General features: G+C 34.9%; 12 protein-coding genes and 1 pseudogene. 8 read left to right on the forward strand and 5 right to left on the reverse strand.

Features of this window, described 5'->3' with window-relative positions; all coding sequences use genetic code 11:
* Nucleotides 1-84: 84 nt before the first annotated feature.
* From IPK35_03920 to IPK35_03930, 3 genes are all read right to left on the reverse strand, one after another.
* Entirely contained in the window at nt 85-1,581 is a 1,497-nt protein-coding gene (locus IPK35_03920; protein ID MBK8052431.1) for a hypothetical protein, read from the reverse strand.
* Nucleotides 1,582-2,109: 528 nt separating this feature from the next.
* Nucleotides 2,110-3,315, reverse strand: coding sequence for a transposase (locus tag IPK35_03925; protein MBK8052432.1), 1,206 nt, complete (start codon nt 3,313-3,315; stop codon nt 2,110-2,112).
* Between the two features lie 17 nt (nt 3,316-3,332).
* On the reverse strand, nt 3,333-3,758 hold the full coding sequence (locus IPK35_03930) for a transposase (GenBank protein MBK8052433.1): 426 nt from the start codon (nt 3,756-3,758) through the stop codon (nt 3,333-3,335).
* Between the two features lie 1,285 nt (nt 3,759-5,043).
* On the opposite strand from IPK35_03930, the pseudogene IPK35_03935 reads away from it, so the two are divergent.
* From IPK35_03935 to IPK35_03945, 3 genes and pseudogenes are all read left to right on the forward strand, one after another.
* A pseudogene (locus IPK35_03935) lies at nt 5,044-5,796 on the forward strand (isoprenyl transferase).
* 141 nt (nt 5,797-5,937) lie between these two features.
* Nucleotides 5,938-8,490, forward strand: coding sequence for a BamA/TamA family outer membrane protein (locus tag IPK35_03940; GenBank protein MBK8052434.1), 2,553 nt, complete (start codon nt 5,938-5,940; stop codon nt 8,488-8,490).
* 98 nt (nt 8,491-8,588) lie between these two features.
* Nucleotides 8,589-9,095 (forward strand): OmpH family outer membrane protein, encoded by a 507-nt coding sequence (locus tag IPK35_03945; protein MBK8052435.1) that lies wholly within the window; start codon nt 8,589-8,591, stop codon nt 9,093-9,095.
* Nucleotides 9,096-9,525: 430 nt separating this feature from the next.
* Here IPK35_03945 and IPK35_03950 read toward each other — a convergent pair whose 3' ends face one another.
* Nucleotides 9,526-10,005, reverse strand: coding sequence for a nuclear transport factor 2 family protein (locus tag IPK35_03950; GenBank protein MBK8052436.1), 480 nt, complete (start codon nt 10,003-10,005; stop codon nt 9,526-9,528).
* A 155-nt stretch (nt 10,006-10,160) separates the two neighbouring features.
* On the opposite strand from IPK35_03950, the gene ubiE reads away from it, so the two are divergent.
* From ubiE to IPK35_03975, 5 genes are all read left to right on the forward strand, one after another.
* On the forward strand, nt 10,161-10,895 hold the full coding sequence (gene ubiE, locus IPK35_03955; protein MBK8052437.1) for a bifunctional demethylmenaquinone methyltransferase/2-methoxy-6-polyprenyl-1,4-benzoquinol methylase UbiE: 735 nt from the start codon (nt 10,161-10,163) through the stop codon (nt 10,893-10,895).
* The gene (locus IPK35_03960) at nt 10,868-11,581 is read left to right on the forward strand and encodes a PorT family protein (GenBank protein MBK8052438.1); all 714 of its coding nucleotides are present in this window, start codon (nt 10,868-10,870) and stop codon (nt 11,579-11,581) included. Before ubiE ends, IPK35_03960 begins: the two co-directional genes overlap by 28 nt.
* A gap of 173 nt (nt 11,582-11,754) precedes the next feature.
* Entirely contained in the window at nt 11,755-11,982 is a 228-nt protein-coding gene (locus IPK35_03965; GenBank protein ID MBK8052439.1) for a DUF2188 domain-containing protein, read from the forward strand.
* Between the two features lie 3 nt (nt 11,983-11,985).
* Nucleotides 11,986-12,495 (forward strand): hypothetical protein, encoded by a 510-nt coding sequence (locus IPK35_03970; GenBank protein MBK8052440.1) that lies wholly within the window; start codon nt 11,986-11,988, stop codon nt 12,493-12,495.
* A gap of 81 nt (nt 12,496-12,576) precedes the next feature.
* The gene (locus IPK35_03975; protein MBK8052441.1) at nt 12,577-13,686 is read left to right on the forward strand and encodes an IS4 family transposase; all 1,110 of its coding nucleotides are present in this window, start codon (nt 12,577-12,579) and stop codon (nt 13,684-13,686) included.
* Nucleotides 13,687-14,182: 496 nt separating this feature from the next.
* Here IPK35_03975 and IPK35_03980 read toward each other — a convergent pair whose 3' ends face one another.
* Nucleotides 14,183-16,960 (reverse strand): LPS-assembly protein LptD, encoded by a 2,778-nt coding sequence (locus IPK35_03980; GenBank protein MBK8052442.1) that lies wholly within the window; start codon nt 16,958-16,960, stop codon nt 14,183-14,185.
* Nucleotides 16,961-16,964: the final 4 nt, after the last annotated feature.

Below are 16,964 nucleotides of genomic sequence, written 5' to 3' on the forward strand. Positions count from 1 at the left end.
TAAATAAATAAGGCTACTATTTTGAAGTCAGGTGTCGTAATACATTGATTTTAAGGCAATAAAAATTTAAACATACTCTTTTACTTATTTATACTTTTCCAGCAAATCCATGACCACCTCCCATAAATAATCATACGGAATAACCTCTACTTGAGAACTTTTTTCGTCGGTTACAAGGCTTGATTTTTCCAGTTTTTTTTGAAGGTCTGCAGTATATGTTCTCGTTCTCAAAGGATGAAAATCTGCTGAGATCATTTTTAGTAGCATTTTAATAAAACAATTGGACCTGAATGTGTCATCATTCTTAAGATAACGATAAGAATACTGCTTCAATGCATCGATCCGGTCTATGATTTTGTCATATTTTTTATCTGTGAGTAAAAAGAGTATTTGGATGATGATGATAGTAATATTTTGTCCGGATTTATCCTTTGAGTGGAGTGGTACACTATTCAGGAACTTTCCAATTACGAATGGTTTAAGTGATTTTATTTCTGCATCAGTTAGCTGGATTATATCGGCACGGATCAGAAAATGTAAAAATGCCTCTCTTATTTTCCATTGTTCGTTGAAGTATGGATCTTCAGTCAAATATCTATTGGAGAGTACTTCAGATGATAATTCAAATAGCTTTTTATAATCATGAAGATGTACATAGTTTACATATAACAAACTGGTAATAAACAGCCAATATCTGGATTTTGTAGAGGGAAATTCTTTAGCTTTATAGAGCCATGTGATAGAGTCACTAAAATTATTAAGTAATAAATGTGCGATGCCTATGTTGCGATAAGCTTGAAATAAGGAAAATCCGTCATTATTATTTTTAATTTCTTCTAATGAATTTAATGCTGTTTCTAGGGCTTTGGGGAAATTTTTGATAGTCTGAAAATAATAGAAAGAAAGGTCATTTGTGTAGTGGACAATAAAATATGTTTGATACTTAATCTTAAGTTCATTCATTTTCTCCACACGATTCTTTATTATGGACAGATTATCAGAACTTAATGCTCCTTTGTGGGACACATAAATATGAGATATAATTGTATTACTTTCTTTGACATAGCTCTCAGCTTCTAGAATCAAGATCAGTTCTCTGTTTTTTTTGAGATAATATTCCACTTTCTTTTTATCGATATCTACAAAGCCATAGTGACCTGCCAGAACATCTCCAGATTGAAAGGCATAATTGAAATAGTGGAATTTTTCTGACAATCTAAAACATTTTTCAAATAAAGAAATAGCTGGATTTCTATAGTTTTTCTTTATTAATACTGATGCAATGTAGAATAACTTACCGATGACGATATTGGCACTTATTCTTGAATGAAGGGTTTCTTCTTCAGATGCAAGACTTATTACATCATTGATAAGCCTTTCTTCCATCCTGTATTTAAGAGATTTGTACGTGCTGGTCAGGTTTTTCTTTTTATAAAGTCGACTACAGTATTCTTTGTCATCAGTGCTCTTAATACTTTCGATGATGGATTCGAATTCATCCAATTTTTTACTGTAATTAAAGTCGTTCCTTCGTATTGATAATGTTTGTTTAAGTTCTTTCAATACTAATATAAGTTCCATATTTCATTGATTTGATATATTATTTATACACATTTTGTAGCTGATCAACATATTTGTATTTTTATATCTTGTTGTTTTTTAAAACTTTAAGTAATTATTTTATCAAAATATTTAGATTTTTAAATAAATTTATCTTCAAAAAAGTGTTAATGTTGGGTATTTATTATTTTCTTACATTTGTCTTATGAAACAACAAACATACATTTTCTTCTGAAATATAATGTATAGAAAATGTATGTTTTCAGCAATAATTAAATACAAGTAAAATCCTATTTGATTGATTATCTAATTATTGTAATCTATTTACGTTGTAAATAAAGATTTTAGCGTAAGATTATTTAGTGTGTTTTGTTAAGGTTTGGTTGGTTTTTAACTATTACTTTTGTCTTATCAATTAAACAAAACTTTTTCTAAACCACTAAATTAATTCAAAATGGACATAATAATATTAATTCTTATAGCTTTAGGTATTGTTGATGATGACTCTACAGGCTTTTAAGTATGAGTCCGCTCCGAAAAGCTCTATTTTTAAAAATCGCATAAAATAGTACTCTTGGGCTGACGGGATAAAAAATTGACATCTTGAAATAAGGTTTTTATAATCTGACGCCTCGTATAGACCATCACAATTGTTTTGATGAAATTTAGGGCAATATTTGGCAAGTTTTGGCCATTTTCTGTCACAAAATTTACGATTCGGACAAAGTTCACCCATAAACATCTCATGTTGGCCCACATTTGATGTTTGCTTAATCCCCTATACCTACTCTTTGCATTGGGGTAGTGATAACTTACCTGAAATATGGTGGCTTCAACATTGTTTCTTCTCTGTATTTCTTCTTTTGGTGTAGATTCTATTTTCTTCCTGATCTGGTAGGTATCTATTTCTTTTTGCGTGATATATCTGTATGATTCGCCTGTCTTTATTCGCCATTTTTCAGTACCATCTTTACTGATTACTTTTATACTTTCTACTTCTTCACCAGTTTGTGTATCTTTTACTTGCAATGTTTGGTCTTCCGTCATTTCCAACTCGTATCTTCCTTTGGCTCCTTGTATTGCTTGTAGGTTTAAGTCTATATCGTTGTCTTTACAATAGTTTTGATTTTCGGGACTATGGTAGGCACCATCTGCATACACTGATTCTATCTTATCTGATATGATTTCCTGTGTTTTTTCGGTATCTTCTTTTAAGAAGTCAGTGTCAGGAGTACTTACTACTTTAACATTGACATTCGTAATTAAATTTAGATTTTCATCATCGCATGTCTCCGTTACATTCACACTGTAGCCTTTTACTTCTTGTTTTTTTTGTCCATCGTTACCTCCTTTGCTACGGTAGGTACTGTCGGTATCGTGTGGCGATTGTACAGACTGCGCCGATATGGATTCTTTTTCTTTGGCTACTATCATTTTATCTTCGGTGATCTCGTACTGTTCGGTGAATACTCTTTGTAATGTTTTGTAACTGTCTGTTTGTGAGCCTTCGGTTAGCTCTAATACTTTCGATATCAGGGTACCTAACTCTTTTAATTTACTCTTAACTTCCTGGCTCGTATGGGTGTACACTACTTTGTCTCCTTGCATTTTTAGTGCGTCTTCCAGCTTCTCTTTAAGTGTAGCTTCTAAGTGAGCATTGTCTTTTATTTCCTTGTAATAAAGCTCTAACGTTTTATGTATCAATTCGTAACGGCTCAACCATGCTATATTACTTCCCAATAACTTACTGTCCATTCTTATTTTCTTGCCGCTTACTCCAAATTCAATACATTGATCCTTTGTCGTCTGGGCAAATACTTCTGCAAATAGATTTTTCCGTTTTCCTTGTCATAAGCTGCTACATTGTGCCGAAATAGATAGTAAGTGGATTCTGTAGGTATGGTGTCGCTTAAATTTAATAACCCTAATGCACTTCGATATAACAAGTTGAATCTACAGTTTTCAAATATCTTCTCATCACTCAAACCATCTGCTTCCTTCAATATCATCATCCCTATCATTACTCGTATGGATGCATTTGGTCTGCCTTGACTATCACTATATAAAGGACTGAACAACTCCTCGTCTATGCGCATAATCACTTCTTTGCGAAATAGATTATGCCAGGCATCAGGATTTTCATACACTGTTTGTACCTTGCCACTAAATAATGAAACAGGGCTTGAAAACATATCCAACTGTAGGTGCTTTGATGATTTTTTAGCATCCGGATTAAAGTTATTTTGATATCACAAATTTAAAACATATGTTCTTTTTTATACTATATTTGTGAATCAATTATTAAATACTTTTCGGAGTGGACTCAAGTATAAATAAATATTCTTTAATAAAAATAAACGGGTGCGTATGGAGGAATGGCGAGCACCACTAGGTCAGTGCCTTCCTCCATATTTCAGATAAAAGTATTTGGAAACCGTATAATCTCAACATTTTTAGGTTCATGCGAAGGTTTTCTGACCATTTGATTTAGAAAGCCTTCGTATTTTTTACTTTAGATTATGTATAAAATTTCATCATTTAGCTCCAAGCGGTAAATTTAAACATACTCTTATTCTGAATGAAACAATTTGGCTTTATCCCATTCTTGTATTCTCTGGTTATAATTTTTTTTTGCATCTCTTAGGCCTGCCGATTAGGCATAGGATGAAACAAAACAAAGTGAGTTTTTAATTTAGTACCATTTTTTGGGATACGTTCCACAATTTTAACTCAAAAATTTTAAAGATACCCCAATTACTTCAATTGATCGCATTTTATGTAGCCGCTTGATTATTTGTCCAAAAACATATTTAGTATGTCAGCTTTGGACAAAGCTTTCGGTTCATAATTAAAAAAGGTACGAATCGTACCTTTTTTTTATATTTTTGAGTCCACTTCGAAAAACACTTGACAAGGGTTGTAAATAAATATTAATGTATAATACATTAATATTCAATATATTCATTTTATTTAATAGAATAATAAATATTTGAATATTAGTATTCATTTTTGTAATATGCTTGAATGGAACAGTTCAGCACCCGAGGGGTTTAAAACCTTCAAAATAACAATAATTTATAATAATTGAAGCTATTTCATTTGAAATAGATAAGAAACTTAAACAATTTCGAATAACTTAAATTATTTGTTTTCGTAGTCAACACATTGTAAATACATCATTTTGCTTAAGCACCAATATGTCATCCATCATCCTTTATTAATTGAGGTATAACATTGGTTATATTCATTTAGTTGGATTAAGTACGACGGCACGTTTAATCTTTATCCCTTAAGTTAAAGTGAAAAAAAGGGAAACAGGTCTCGCAGCGAATCTCATTTTTAGAGTTTTTGTTCAAATTTTAAAGTATTCCCACCAAAACTATTATATGGCGTTGACATTCAAATAAATAATGTGAAAAAAATCTTCCTACACACAAAGTTTTATTACTTTTGCGCTTCTTTTTAAAGTTGATACTTTACTGAATGTTTTCCACCAGAGACAAAATAGATTTGAGTAAGCTACCCAAGCACATTGCTATCATCATGGATGGTAATGGAAGATGGGCCAAAACACATGGGAAACCAAGGGTTTTTGGACATAAAAACGGAGTAGTTTCAGTCAGGGAAGTAACAGAAGCTGCTGCGGAATTAGGAATTGAATACCTTACTCTGTATGCGTTTTCTACTGAAAATTGGGCAAGACCACAATTTGAAGTCAATGCACTCATGACTCTACTTGTGGAGACAGTCAAAAGCGAGGTGAAGACATTAATGAAAAACAATATTCGTCTGCTATCCATTGGTGATTTAGGTAAGCTGCCGGAAAAAACGAGAAATGCTTTACTCAGAGCAATAGATGAAACCAAAAATAATACAAGAATGTCTCTTGTATTGGCACTCAATTACTCTTCAAGATGGGAAATTGTGGAAGCGGTAAAAAAAATATCTCAGGAAGTGAAAGCGGGTACTATCGTTGCAGATCAAATTGATCCTGCTCTTTTTTCTACTTTTTTGACCACCAGAGACATACCTGATCCAGAACTTATGATCAGGACCAGCGGAGAAAGGAGAATCAGCAATTACTTGCTATAGCAAGCAGCCTACGCTGAATTGTATTGTACAGATGTCCTCTGGCCTGATTTCAGAAAAGAAGATTTCTATCAGGCTATCTTTGACTATCAACACAGAGAGAGAAGGTTTGGAATGGTCAGTGAGCAATTAGAAAAATCATTTTAACAACATTAAGAAAATGTTAAAAGAAAATTTGATAACAGCGGTTAGAGTAACTATAGCGTTTGAAACTGCAGAACAAGTTAATAGCAATTTATGAAAATTTATTTCAGGTACATATTTTTTCTAACAATATTCTCCATTTGTATGTGTGCCGTTGCACAAGCACAGCAAGAAAATACTGTGATAGACTATAGCAGCAAAAATACATACGAAATCGGAGGCATCACCATCATAGGTTCAGAAAACAGAGACCGTAATGCAATAAAATCTATCTCCGGGCTACGTGAAGGTGGCAAAATCCAGATACCTGGTCCGGCAGTTGGTGCAGCTATCAAATCACTGTTGAAGCTCCGCTTATTTGATGATGTTCAGATATATGTCGAAAAGACGGAAGGTAATGTGGTATTTTTAAAAATGATCCTGATCGACAGACCTGCCCTCTCGCGATGGTCATTTTCAGGAGTCAAATCCGGTACACACGATGATCTCAATGAGGCGCTAAAAAATATTCTCACAAAAGGCGGTATCGTCACTGATGATCAGAAAGAACTGGCTAAAAGTAAAATTGTCAAGTATTTTGTTGATAAGGGAAAGCTCGACACTGAAGTCAAAGTTAAAGAAGTAGTGGAAGAAGGCAAAACATCTTCAGTAAGGTTGGAATTTGCGATTGATCCCAAAGAGCGTGTAAAGGTTGAAGATATCGTTTTTGATGGAAATAAAACGTATTCTGACAAGAAACTGAGAAAAAAGATGAGTAAGACAAAAAGAGCAGGAACACTGTTCAGAAAGTCAAAGTTTATCGAAAAAGAATATCAGGAAGATTTAAAATCTCTGACCAAATTTTATCAGAATGAAGGGTTTAAAAATATGACCATCATTTCAGATACAACATATCGCGATGCCGAAGGTAATATCATGGTTAAAATCAAAATGGATGAAGGCCGTAAGCATTATTATCGAAATATCACCTGGAAAGGTAACTCTTTATATACAGATGAACAGCTGTATACGGTTTTAGGCATCTCCAGAGGTGACATATACAACCCCGAAATGCTGACTAACAGACTGAAATTCAGTCTTGATGGCAGAGATATATCTTCCTTGTATCTGGATGACGGATATCTTGGTTTTGATATTCAGCCTACAGAAATAGCCATAGAAAACGACTCCGTAGATCTCGAGATGAGGATATTTGAAGGGCCACAATTTACAGTGGAAAATGTAGTTATCAAAGGAAATGACCGCACCAATGAGCATATCGTACGTCGGGAAATAAGAACCAGACCCGGTCAAAAATTCAGCAGAGGTGAGATCATGCGGTCTCAAAGAGAAATCATCAATCTGGGATATTTCAATCCTGAAAACCTTGATATTGGCACCAATGTAAACCAAAACCGAGGTACAGTAGATATTGTATATACTCTCGAAGAGAAACCTTCGGATCAGCTGGAATTATCAGCCGGATATGGAGGATTTAGTGGATTGATTGGAACACTCGGTGTCGTCTTTAATAACTTTTCTATCGGCAATATTAAAAATCGGTCCACCTGGAGTCCACTTCCTCAAGGTGATGGTCAGAAATTGTCTGTACGACTACAATCCAACAGCAGGTTTTTCAGATCATACAACGCATCATTTACTGAACCATGGCTCGGCGGTAAAAAACCGCGATCCTTTACTATAGGCGGAGTACATACAGCTTTTGATTACTCTCTGTCAGGGCAAGGAAAACTCGGCATCACAAGAGGATTTATTGGAATTGGATCTCAGTTGAAATGGCCGGATGACTTTTTTGCAAGTAATACCACTTTGAATATTGAAAAAATAGCTTTGGATAATTTTAGGTCCGGTGGATTTGCTATATCAAAAGGTACATTCAACAACTTCAGTATCCGACAGACTTTCACCCGTAGTAGTATCAATGATCCTTTGTTTCCACGCCGTGGATCTAGGATGACACTTTCATTACAGGTGACACCGCCGTATTCTCTATTTAGAAAAGAGAAATTTTTTGAAGTCTCAGAAGCACAAAAAGAAGAAATACGTCGGGAACTTGCATTTGAAAATGGACCTGCGCGTCCTGTGGATGAAGCATCTGTAAATGCAAAAATTGAAGAGTTGAAAGAAGGAAGCAAATTCAGATATCTGGAATACCATAAGTGGAAGATCAGTGCAGAATGGTACTTCAACATCGTAGACAAACTGGTAGTAGCAACCAACATAAAAATAGGTATTTTGGGTGCATACAATCGGGACATAGGCATACCACCATTTGAAAGATTTGAACTGGGTGGAGATGGTATTAACAATCAAAACGCCGGATTGCAGGGTAAAGAAATTATAGCATTGAGAGGCTATGATACCCGAGATATCACCGGCAACGGAGAACAAACCAATACAGGAGGATTTCAGGGAGCACCTATATATAATAAATATACTGTGGAGTTCAGATATCCACTATCTCTGAATCCGAACTCGACCATCTTTCTCACCAGCTGGATTCAGGGCGGAAACGCGTACCGGTCAGCCAAAACCTTTAATCCTTTTGATCTGAAGAGATCAGCTGGATTTGGTGCCAGGGTATTTCTGCCCATGTTTGGATTACTTGGGTTTGACTACGGTTGGGGATTTGACAAACAAGTCACAGATGGTAAATACGGAAGATTTAATATTGTCCTAGGTTTCGAGCCTGAATAATATTAAAATTTAGTTAAACCAAAAATTCTAAGTAACAACATACACTAATTATCCAGTCTAATAACAAACGTTAAATTTTTAAAAACAACTTAAACAAAATGAAATACGCACTTTTTACAATTCTGTTTTCGATTTTTACTTTTTTCACTGCAGATGCTCAGAAATTTGGATATGTCAATACTCAGGAGTTATTGAGCAACATGACCGAAATGAAACTGGCAGACAATCAGATACAAGCTTTTCAAAATGAACTTGTATCAAAGGGAGAACAAATGGTGATAAAGTTTGAAACAGAATACAAAGCCTATATGAATGAAGCCAATGGCGGTACCCTTTCTAAGGTGCAGATGCAGCAGAAGGAATCTGTATTGGTCGCCAAGCAGGATGAAATCAAAAAATATGAAGTAGAAATTCAGCAAAAAGTGGCTGCAAAGAAAGAAGAACTGTACAAACCTGTAATCGATAAAGTAAAGGCAGAAATCGAAAAATTGGGCAAAGCAGGTGGATATACCATCATCTTTGACTCTGCACCAGGTATGATCCTTCATGCTGCAGATTCTGAAAATCTGATGCCTGTATTGAAATCAAAATTAGGTATTCCCTGATATTTATAAAGAAATAGTTTAAATATTTCTACTTTGTCACCTTCAAAAATCAAAGTGAATTACACTTTTATCAAAATGTAATAGACCCGATAAATGTATTGGTTATTTGGGGTCACAACTGTTGGGTTAACCCAACAGTTTCCAATCAACCAGAAAGTCCGGGTAATTTAACAAATTACAAATATTTAAAAGCTCTTAAAAGCCTGAATCAAATGCAATCATTTGATTCAGGCTTTTTACTACATAAAAATCTAAAATGAATTTCCTATTCCAGACCAAATTTACTGCAAAATAAGGCACTATGTTCATTTTTGACTTCGCACCATAGCGATGCTATGATTTGTCGTCAAAAATGCTTATTTTATTGTACTTTTGATCTTCATTACGGAACTCATTTTAGATATTTAGGTACTATTTATAGTATTTGCTATTATGGCACACAGTCGGTTTTTCTCCTTGTATCAGTAATTGATACGATTTTCCAAAAACCATTTATTTTGGCCATTAAAAATACGTTGACGCCACAGTGACTGAAGACGTCATTCAAGTAAAATCTGTAAGGTGTCCATGCCATCGCCAAATCCCTATCAATTTTGATGTCTATACTTGTGAGTCTTTCGTCATACTTCACACCTTGTCGTTTAGTCCCTATAGTATTTAGAAAATCCTGTGCAGACTGATCTCTGACTCTAATACCCGCATCTGTTAATGTGACGACAGACTTCAATACAAAATTTTCAGCAAAAACTGATCTCACCATAGCAGAGTCAAATATGGCCATCCCATCAAACATGGTCAAAATACTTTTTTTTATAAGGTCCTCATCATCTTGAGCATTTAAGTGATAAGTTGGAAAAAAGGCACTAAATATCAAAAATAGGAGTAGATAATAATTTTTAATTTGGCTCATAATGAAGGTGTTTATAAAAAAAAATACAATCAAAAATTAAAACATCCTGCAAATAAAATATTTTCAAGCTGATGTTTTATATTTAATACATTAATTTTGCTAAAATTTTCAACAAACATAACTTAAGTTTGTAAAGGATAAAATTAAATCGATTTATGTCAGTATATAAAACCATAACACCATACGAAGACGATACTTCCAAAAAAGGTCAAGTCACAAAGATGTTTGATAAGATAGCACCTTATTATGATCATCTCAACAGAGTCTTATCATTGGGTATCGATGTTTTGTGGCGCAAAAAAGCTATCAGCATTTTGGCCAAAGAAAAGCCCCGAACTATACTTGACATTGCTACCGGCACAGCGGATTTAGCGATAGAAGCTGCTCGTGTGATCAAACCTGAAAAAATCACAGGTCTGGACATATCAGCCAACATGCTCAAAATTGGAGACCAAAAAATCAATAAACTCGGATTGAACGATATCATTACATTGGAACTCGGAGATAGCGAAAATCTGAAATATCAAACTGAAAGTTTTGATGCTGTGATGGCAGCATTTGGTGTCAGGAACTTTGAAAATCTGGAAAAGGGTCTGGCTGAAATGTACAGAGTGCTCAAGCCAGGAGGCACCTTATTAGTACTTGAATTTTCCAAACCGAGGCATTTCCCCTTAAAACAAGGCTTCAATATATACTTTAAAAACATTTTGCCCGTTATAGGTAAGATAAGATCAAAAGATAATAAGGCTTATAAATATCTGTATGAATCGGTACAAGTATTTCCTGATTACGATGATTTTATAAGTATTCTCATCAAACTTGGGTATTCCGAGGCAAATTTTAAAGTATTAAGCGCTGGCATATGTTGCATTTATTTTGCAAAAAAATAGTCTTCATCATAGTTTTGGTTCTCCTATCAGAGGCGTCTTATGGCCAGGTGAGTGGTAAGGATAATCGTAATTTTAAGGATTTCAATAGAAAATCATATTACTTCGGTATCAACATAGGATTCAACAATTCAGGATACAAACTGCACCAATCCAGTTTTTTTATCAACAACGACAGTATCAGGGTCACTGAAGGTCTTAATGAGATAGGTGTCAATATGCACATGATCACCAATCTGAAATTGGGGGAATATTTTGATTTCAGGTTTTTACCGGGTTTCTCTTTTGCTCAACGTGGATTTGAGTTTTCTGCCGTGTCTACTCAAGAAAGAATTGATGTCAGAAAGATTGAATCCGTATTTTTTGAACTTCCATTTCATCTGCGGTTTAAATCTGAGCCATATAAAGATAAAAGGATGTTTGTAGTAGCCGGATTAAAGTATAGCTATGATGTCCAGACCAACTCTAAATCCAGAAAGACATTGCTGAAAATAGCCCCGCATGACTTTCAGTATGAGGTAGGAGTCGGAATGCAGATGTTTTATCCATATTTTATATTTTCGCCTGAGATAAAATTTTCCAGAGGCATATCCAATATATTACTCTACGACAGGGTACAAAATGAAGCTCGTGTCCTCGAAAACGTTGCATCACAGATATTTACGATATCATTCAATTTTGAAGGGTAGAAGACTAATATAAATGAGTGAATGATGAAATATAGAAACAACCCAATTTTAATTTGTCATTCAGAGCATTTGATTTTGGTAAAAGTAAAAATTTCTCAAAACGAGTAATTTTCTACAAAAATAGGAAACTAAAAAGTTCGTGTATTTGTTATCCTGTCAAATAGTTATTAGTGATGAAACAAACAAATCATGTAGTACCTTCCGAAACCCAAGGTAGATGGACTGTTAAGAAATCTGGTTCAATAAGAATTTCCAGATCATTCGATCGCAAAGAAGATGCAGTTAGATACGGAAGAGAATTAAGTAGAAGAGAAGAAACTGAGCTATATATACATAAAAAAGATGGATTGATTCAAGAGAGATACTCTTATGGAAAAGATCCTTTTCCACCAAAAGGATAAAAAATGGCAAAACACCATAATTATGACATAAATATATTTGTTAATTGCCCATTTGACGATAAATACTTTGACCTTTTACAAACGCTTGTTTTTACCATTACCTATTACGGATTCATTCCCAGAATTAGCTTAGAAAGTTCAGATTCAGGTCAACCAAGGCTTGAGAAAATTGTTCAGTTGATTTTGGAATCCAGATATTCAATTCATGATCTTTCAAGATTACAATCTAAATCAATTAACGAGTTTTATCGTTTAAATATGCCCTTTGAACTTGGAGTAGACTATGGACTTCGGAAATTTAATCAGGAATATGCAGACAAAAGGTCACTTATTCTTGAAACCGAAAGATACGATTACATGAAAGCTATTTCCGATATCAATGGATTTGATATTAAAAATCACAATGATACCCCATTTGAACTCATTCAATGTCTTAGATCTTGGTTTTCAGAAACTTTGAAAGTGTCGGATTTAAATGGGTCAGCTAAAGTTTATATTGATTTTCACTACTAACCGACTTAAAAAATAAAAAAGCGGGTTAACCTCAAAGATTAACCCTTTTGTCATACCTTTTGGCTACCAAACACACTAAGTATGACAGTCAAAGATAACTCAAAAAAATTAGTCGGTCAGCCAATTTTCAAACAATTGATTGATTTTATACCAAAAGATAAGTTTGCAGTATTAGCACTAACCCACAAAACAGATAAGCATTATAGGTCATTCCCTGCTTGGACGCAACTGATCACTATGCTTTTCGGAATATTTAGCAGATGTGATTCTATGGGTGAAATATGTGATGGAATGATGGGAATGCAAGGTAAATTAAATCATCTTGGACTTAAATCGTCACCTGCCAGAAGTACTGCTGGTGATGGATTGAGAGAACGAGACAACGTGTTTTTTGAAAAGCTGTACTTTGAACTTCTGCAACATTTTAAGCCAATTTTGTCGGTCAGCCGCATTAATAATGTATCATTCAGCGACCTATTTATCTTTGATTCGAGTACCATTAGACTATTTTCTGATATTATGAAAGGTGTGGGGCGCAATCCAAAGGATGACGGCAGGAAGAAAGGTGGGCTCAAAGTCCATATGCTCATTGATGCACACGCTGATACCCCTGCGTTTGTAAAGATCAGCGAAGCCAAATGTCATGATAAAACTTTTATTCAATACCTAAACCTTCCCGAGCATAGTATGGTGGTGTTTGACAGGGCTTATAACCATTACCTCCAATTTGCTAAATTTACAGGCAAGAAGATCAATTTTGTATGTAGATTGAAGAAAAATGCAGTGTATGACATCATAGAACAAACATATTGTAAAGAACTGAACGACACAGAATATGGTGTCTTGAAAGAAGAACACATACACCTTAAATACAAGGACAACGGAGAAGAAAAAGCGTTGTGCTTGAGGAAAGTCACGTACAAAGACGAAAAAGGAAGGGTATATGAGTTTATCACCAATAACTTTGAAATAAAAAGAGAAGAAGTAGCTTATATATATAAACTCTGGTGGAATATAGAGCTCCTGTTCAAGAAATTGAAACAAAATTTTCAATTGCACTTTTTCTATTCAGAAACAGAAAACGGGATAAAGACACAAATATGGTGCACATTGATAGCACAATTACTACTCCTGATACTAAAAGTAAAATCCGAAACAAAAAAGCCTTCTCTACAGTGGCAGCATTGGTGAGGATCCATATGATAAGCCTCATAGATGTAATCTGGATGGTTGAAAACAGCCGCAGAACTTATGTAAAAGCCACAAAGACAAAAAATAAATCACCCTGTCCTCAATTATCGATCTTTTAAAATATGGGGGTACTAAAGGAAGTCTTAAACAATGGTCATTGACAGTCAGTTGTTTATAGGTGAAATTTGATGAATTATAATTTAAGTCGGTTAATAGTGATTGATTTTATTAATTTTAATACTTGGTTGTTTCAAATAAAATTGACAAAATATTTATTGTCCCACAACTCAAATGATTCAGAAATATTTGCTAAAAAAGAAATTGAAGAAATGACAATACCTGAATATATTGAAAGTATAAATGCCTGGAAAAACAGAGGGTAACTTAGAGTATGTTTAAATTTATATTGCTTTATAATCAATGTATTATGAACCTGACCTAAAAATGATAGCACTATATATTTCACTTGCCGCCTCTAATGAAGTTTTAAGACCGTTTACCTCCGGCCTGTAAACAAAGTATTGGCATTTCTCTGACCATAGTCGTATTTCAGGAAGCTGAGGGTGCTTGATTTGACTCCTATGAAAAAACTATACACTCCATTGGATGGTGCCCAGGTAAAATTCATCTGCCAGCAATGGAGGTCTCTGGCAAAACTAAAATAGGGATAAACAAAAGATTTTGATTTAAAATCATAAGCTATATTACCTATATTCATATTCCAGTTTTTGGTCAGAGGGATAGATCCTGAAATGTTGATCGAATGACTTTGGACAAAAAAAGTATCCTTAGATTTTAATCTGGCAATATCGAAGTTGAAGGCATGTGAGATATTAAAATTTTCAAACCACTGAGCCAATGAAGTTTCTTTTTCAGCCTCTTTTTCTTCAGATGGAGGATCAGGATTCTGTCCGGCACTTCTGTCCTGCGAAGGGGATCTTGATGGTTGGGACGACTGCTGAGGTAAAGGAGTAGCATTTTTTTGTTTGGCCCCTGAAAATATCTCTCTGATACGACCGAATGATATGCTGGTAGAAAACTGCCCCGAGAAATTGACAAATTCGATAGGCCGTTTTTTATTGTCCCAAACGGTTTCCTTGGTCCTTCTGTTGTTGACATCATACACATATGGACTATAGGTAGCCCTGAAATTAAAATTGGTAAGTCCTTTGAGCACAGTGGTATTTCCCGAAACAAAAATATCACTGAATTTAAATGAATCTGCAATAAAATTGTATGTACCATTGACACTAATATTGTCAAATAGACGTACAATTTTTTCCGTGGAATCTTTTTTAGACCAGTGTTTGGCTTCAAAAATATTGGTGATGCCGTAGCTGATACCCCCTTGTTCTTCGAAGCCCTGCAGTTTACCAAAAGGACTATTGCTGAAAATGCTGTAAGTTCTGGGATTGTTGAACTGCGGTCGGGTATCAGTATTTACAATCGCTTCGTATCTTTCTTTGTTTCCTGGCTGATAGTAAAAACTCACATTAGATTTTGCCACATGCCTGACACCCCGTATCAATCCCTTACTCCATTTTTTTGTAAAAAATCTCTGTGTATTGAGTGAAATGGCGGCTGTAAAATTGCGGTGGGCATTAAAACCTGAAGTAAATGATTCGGTCGGTGCTTTGAATCCCAAAGTATCCCTGGTGATGGCTTCCCTGATGACACTATCAGGATTGAATGTAAGATTGTATTTTTTCAATAACCAAGTTTCATCAAAGTTGACTGAAGGAGATATGTTTATATATGTAAATAATCTCGTATTGAAGCTTAATGAAGCACGCTGTTGTAAACCTGTCTGTATATCCTGCAGTGTCTGATTGGTAAATAAGGTAGTATCTGTGGTTTTTACAAAATTTCTGAACTCTGAGCTATAGGTCAAAGCAATATTGTCAGACCACACTTCTTTAGTGCTGTTTTTGCGTTTGAAGGGATAGATCGTATTCATCCTGAGACTCATATTGGGAAGAGTGATATCCATGACACGGGTCTGTGTATTCTGACTATGTCTGAATTCAGCATTGAACCTGAATGGTGTCCCGGGCATATCATGCGATAATGTAAAATTGGACGAATATGTATTGTTCAGTGCAGCAGCGGGGTTTTCAAATGTCCTCTGATCATATCTGTTGGTCTGGATATTGATTGAGCCACCTAAATTTCTATAAGGATGAGCCTTTGAATCCTGCCTGTGACTTATACTAATAGAAAATGATTTGGCTGAGACCTTTGAACCATCCTGATCATTGTCCCTGATGTTGTTGGAATAGCCGAAGAGCACATTGCCCGAATATCCATACCTTTTTTTATAAGTAGTATTGACACGAACACCATGTGATCCTCTGGTGTAGATATCACCTGTCAAGCGCATATCCATATGTTCATTGATCGGCCAGTAATATCCTACTTCCCTGAATCCTAAGCCGAGTTGATCATTGTATTCATAACTTGAAGGGAAGATCAAACCCGAAGATTTACCCTGTATAAGTGGGAAGAAACCGAAAGGCAGAATCAGAGGTGTAGGAATTTTGGCTATTTCAAGTTGTGCCATACTCATGACTGCGACTTTATTGGGAACAAATTTGCCGCGGCTTGCTTTGATGCCGAAATGCGGAGGGTCATGCGTACAGGTGGTGATGATGGCATCTTCATTAAAAATCTCATCATCACTTTTTACACCTGATGTATCTGTAGCACCGGTAACAAATTTTGTTTTGTCACCTACGATATTAAATTCACCTTGCTGTGAGATCGCATGGTCCACCAATCCTTTTTTGGATTTGAAATTGTATTTTATTTTTCTGTATGTAAATGTATTGTCACCATCAGAAAAAGATGGTTTTTCTGGATTTATTCTGACTTTAATACTGTCTTTGGTGTGGAATCCTTCTATCAGATTATTGGCAAAGTCGATGACCATATAGTTGGCAGATAACTTAATTTTTTGATACTCGACTTTTGCACCTCCGTATAGGTGTATTCTGTCATTGACCAGGTCCACATGAGATGAATCCTGAGCCTCATAAAGGACTTCATCATCCAGAGCGTCCTTAGAAATTTTGTAATCAGCAACTGAATTGCCCGGTAAGGAATCTCTCAATCCGGTAAGTGAATCTCTTTCAGATACAGAATTTACAAAATCTTTTGGGACAATTTTAGAAAAATTTGATTTTAAAGTATCAATTGGAACGATTATTGTATCAGATATATTAGAATTATTTTGAATACGTAATTGCCGGTTATTTTGGGTAAATGAAATTTCCAAAATA

Source organism: Saprospiraceae bacterium (genome assembly GCA_016713025.1).
GTDB lineage: Bacteria > Bacteroidota > Bacteroidia > Chitinophagales > Saprospiraceae > OLB9.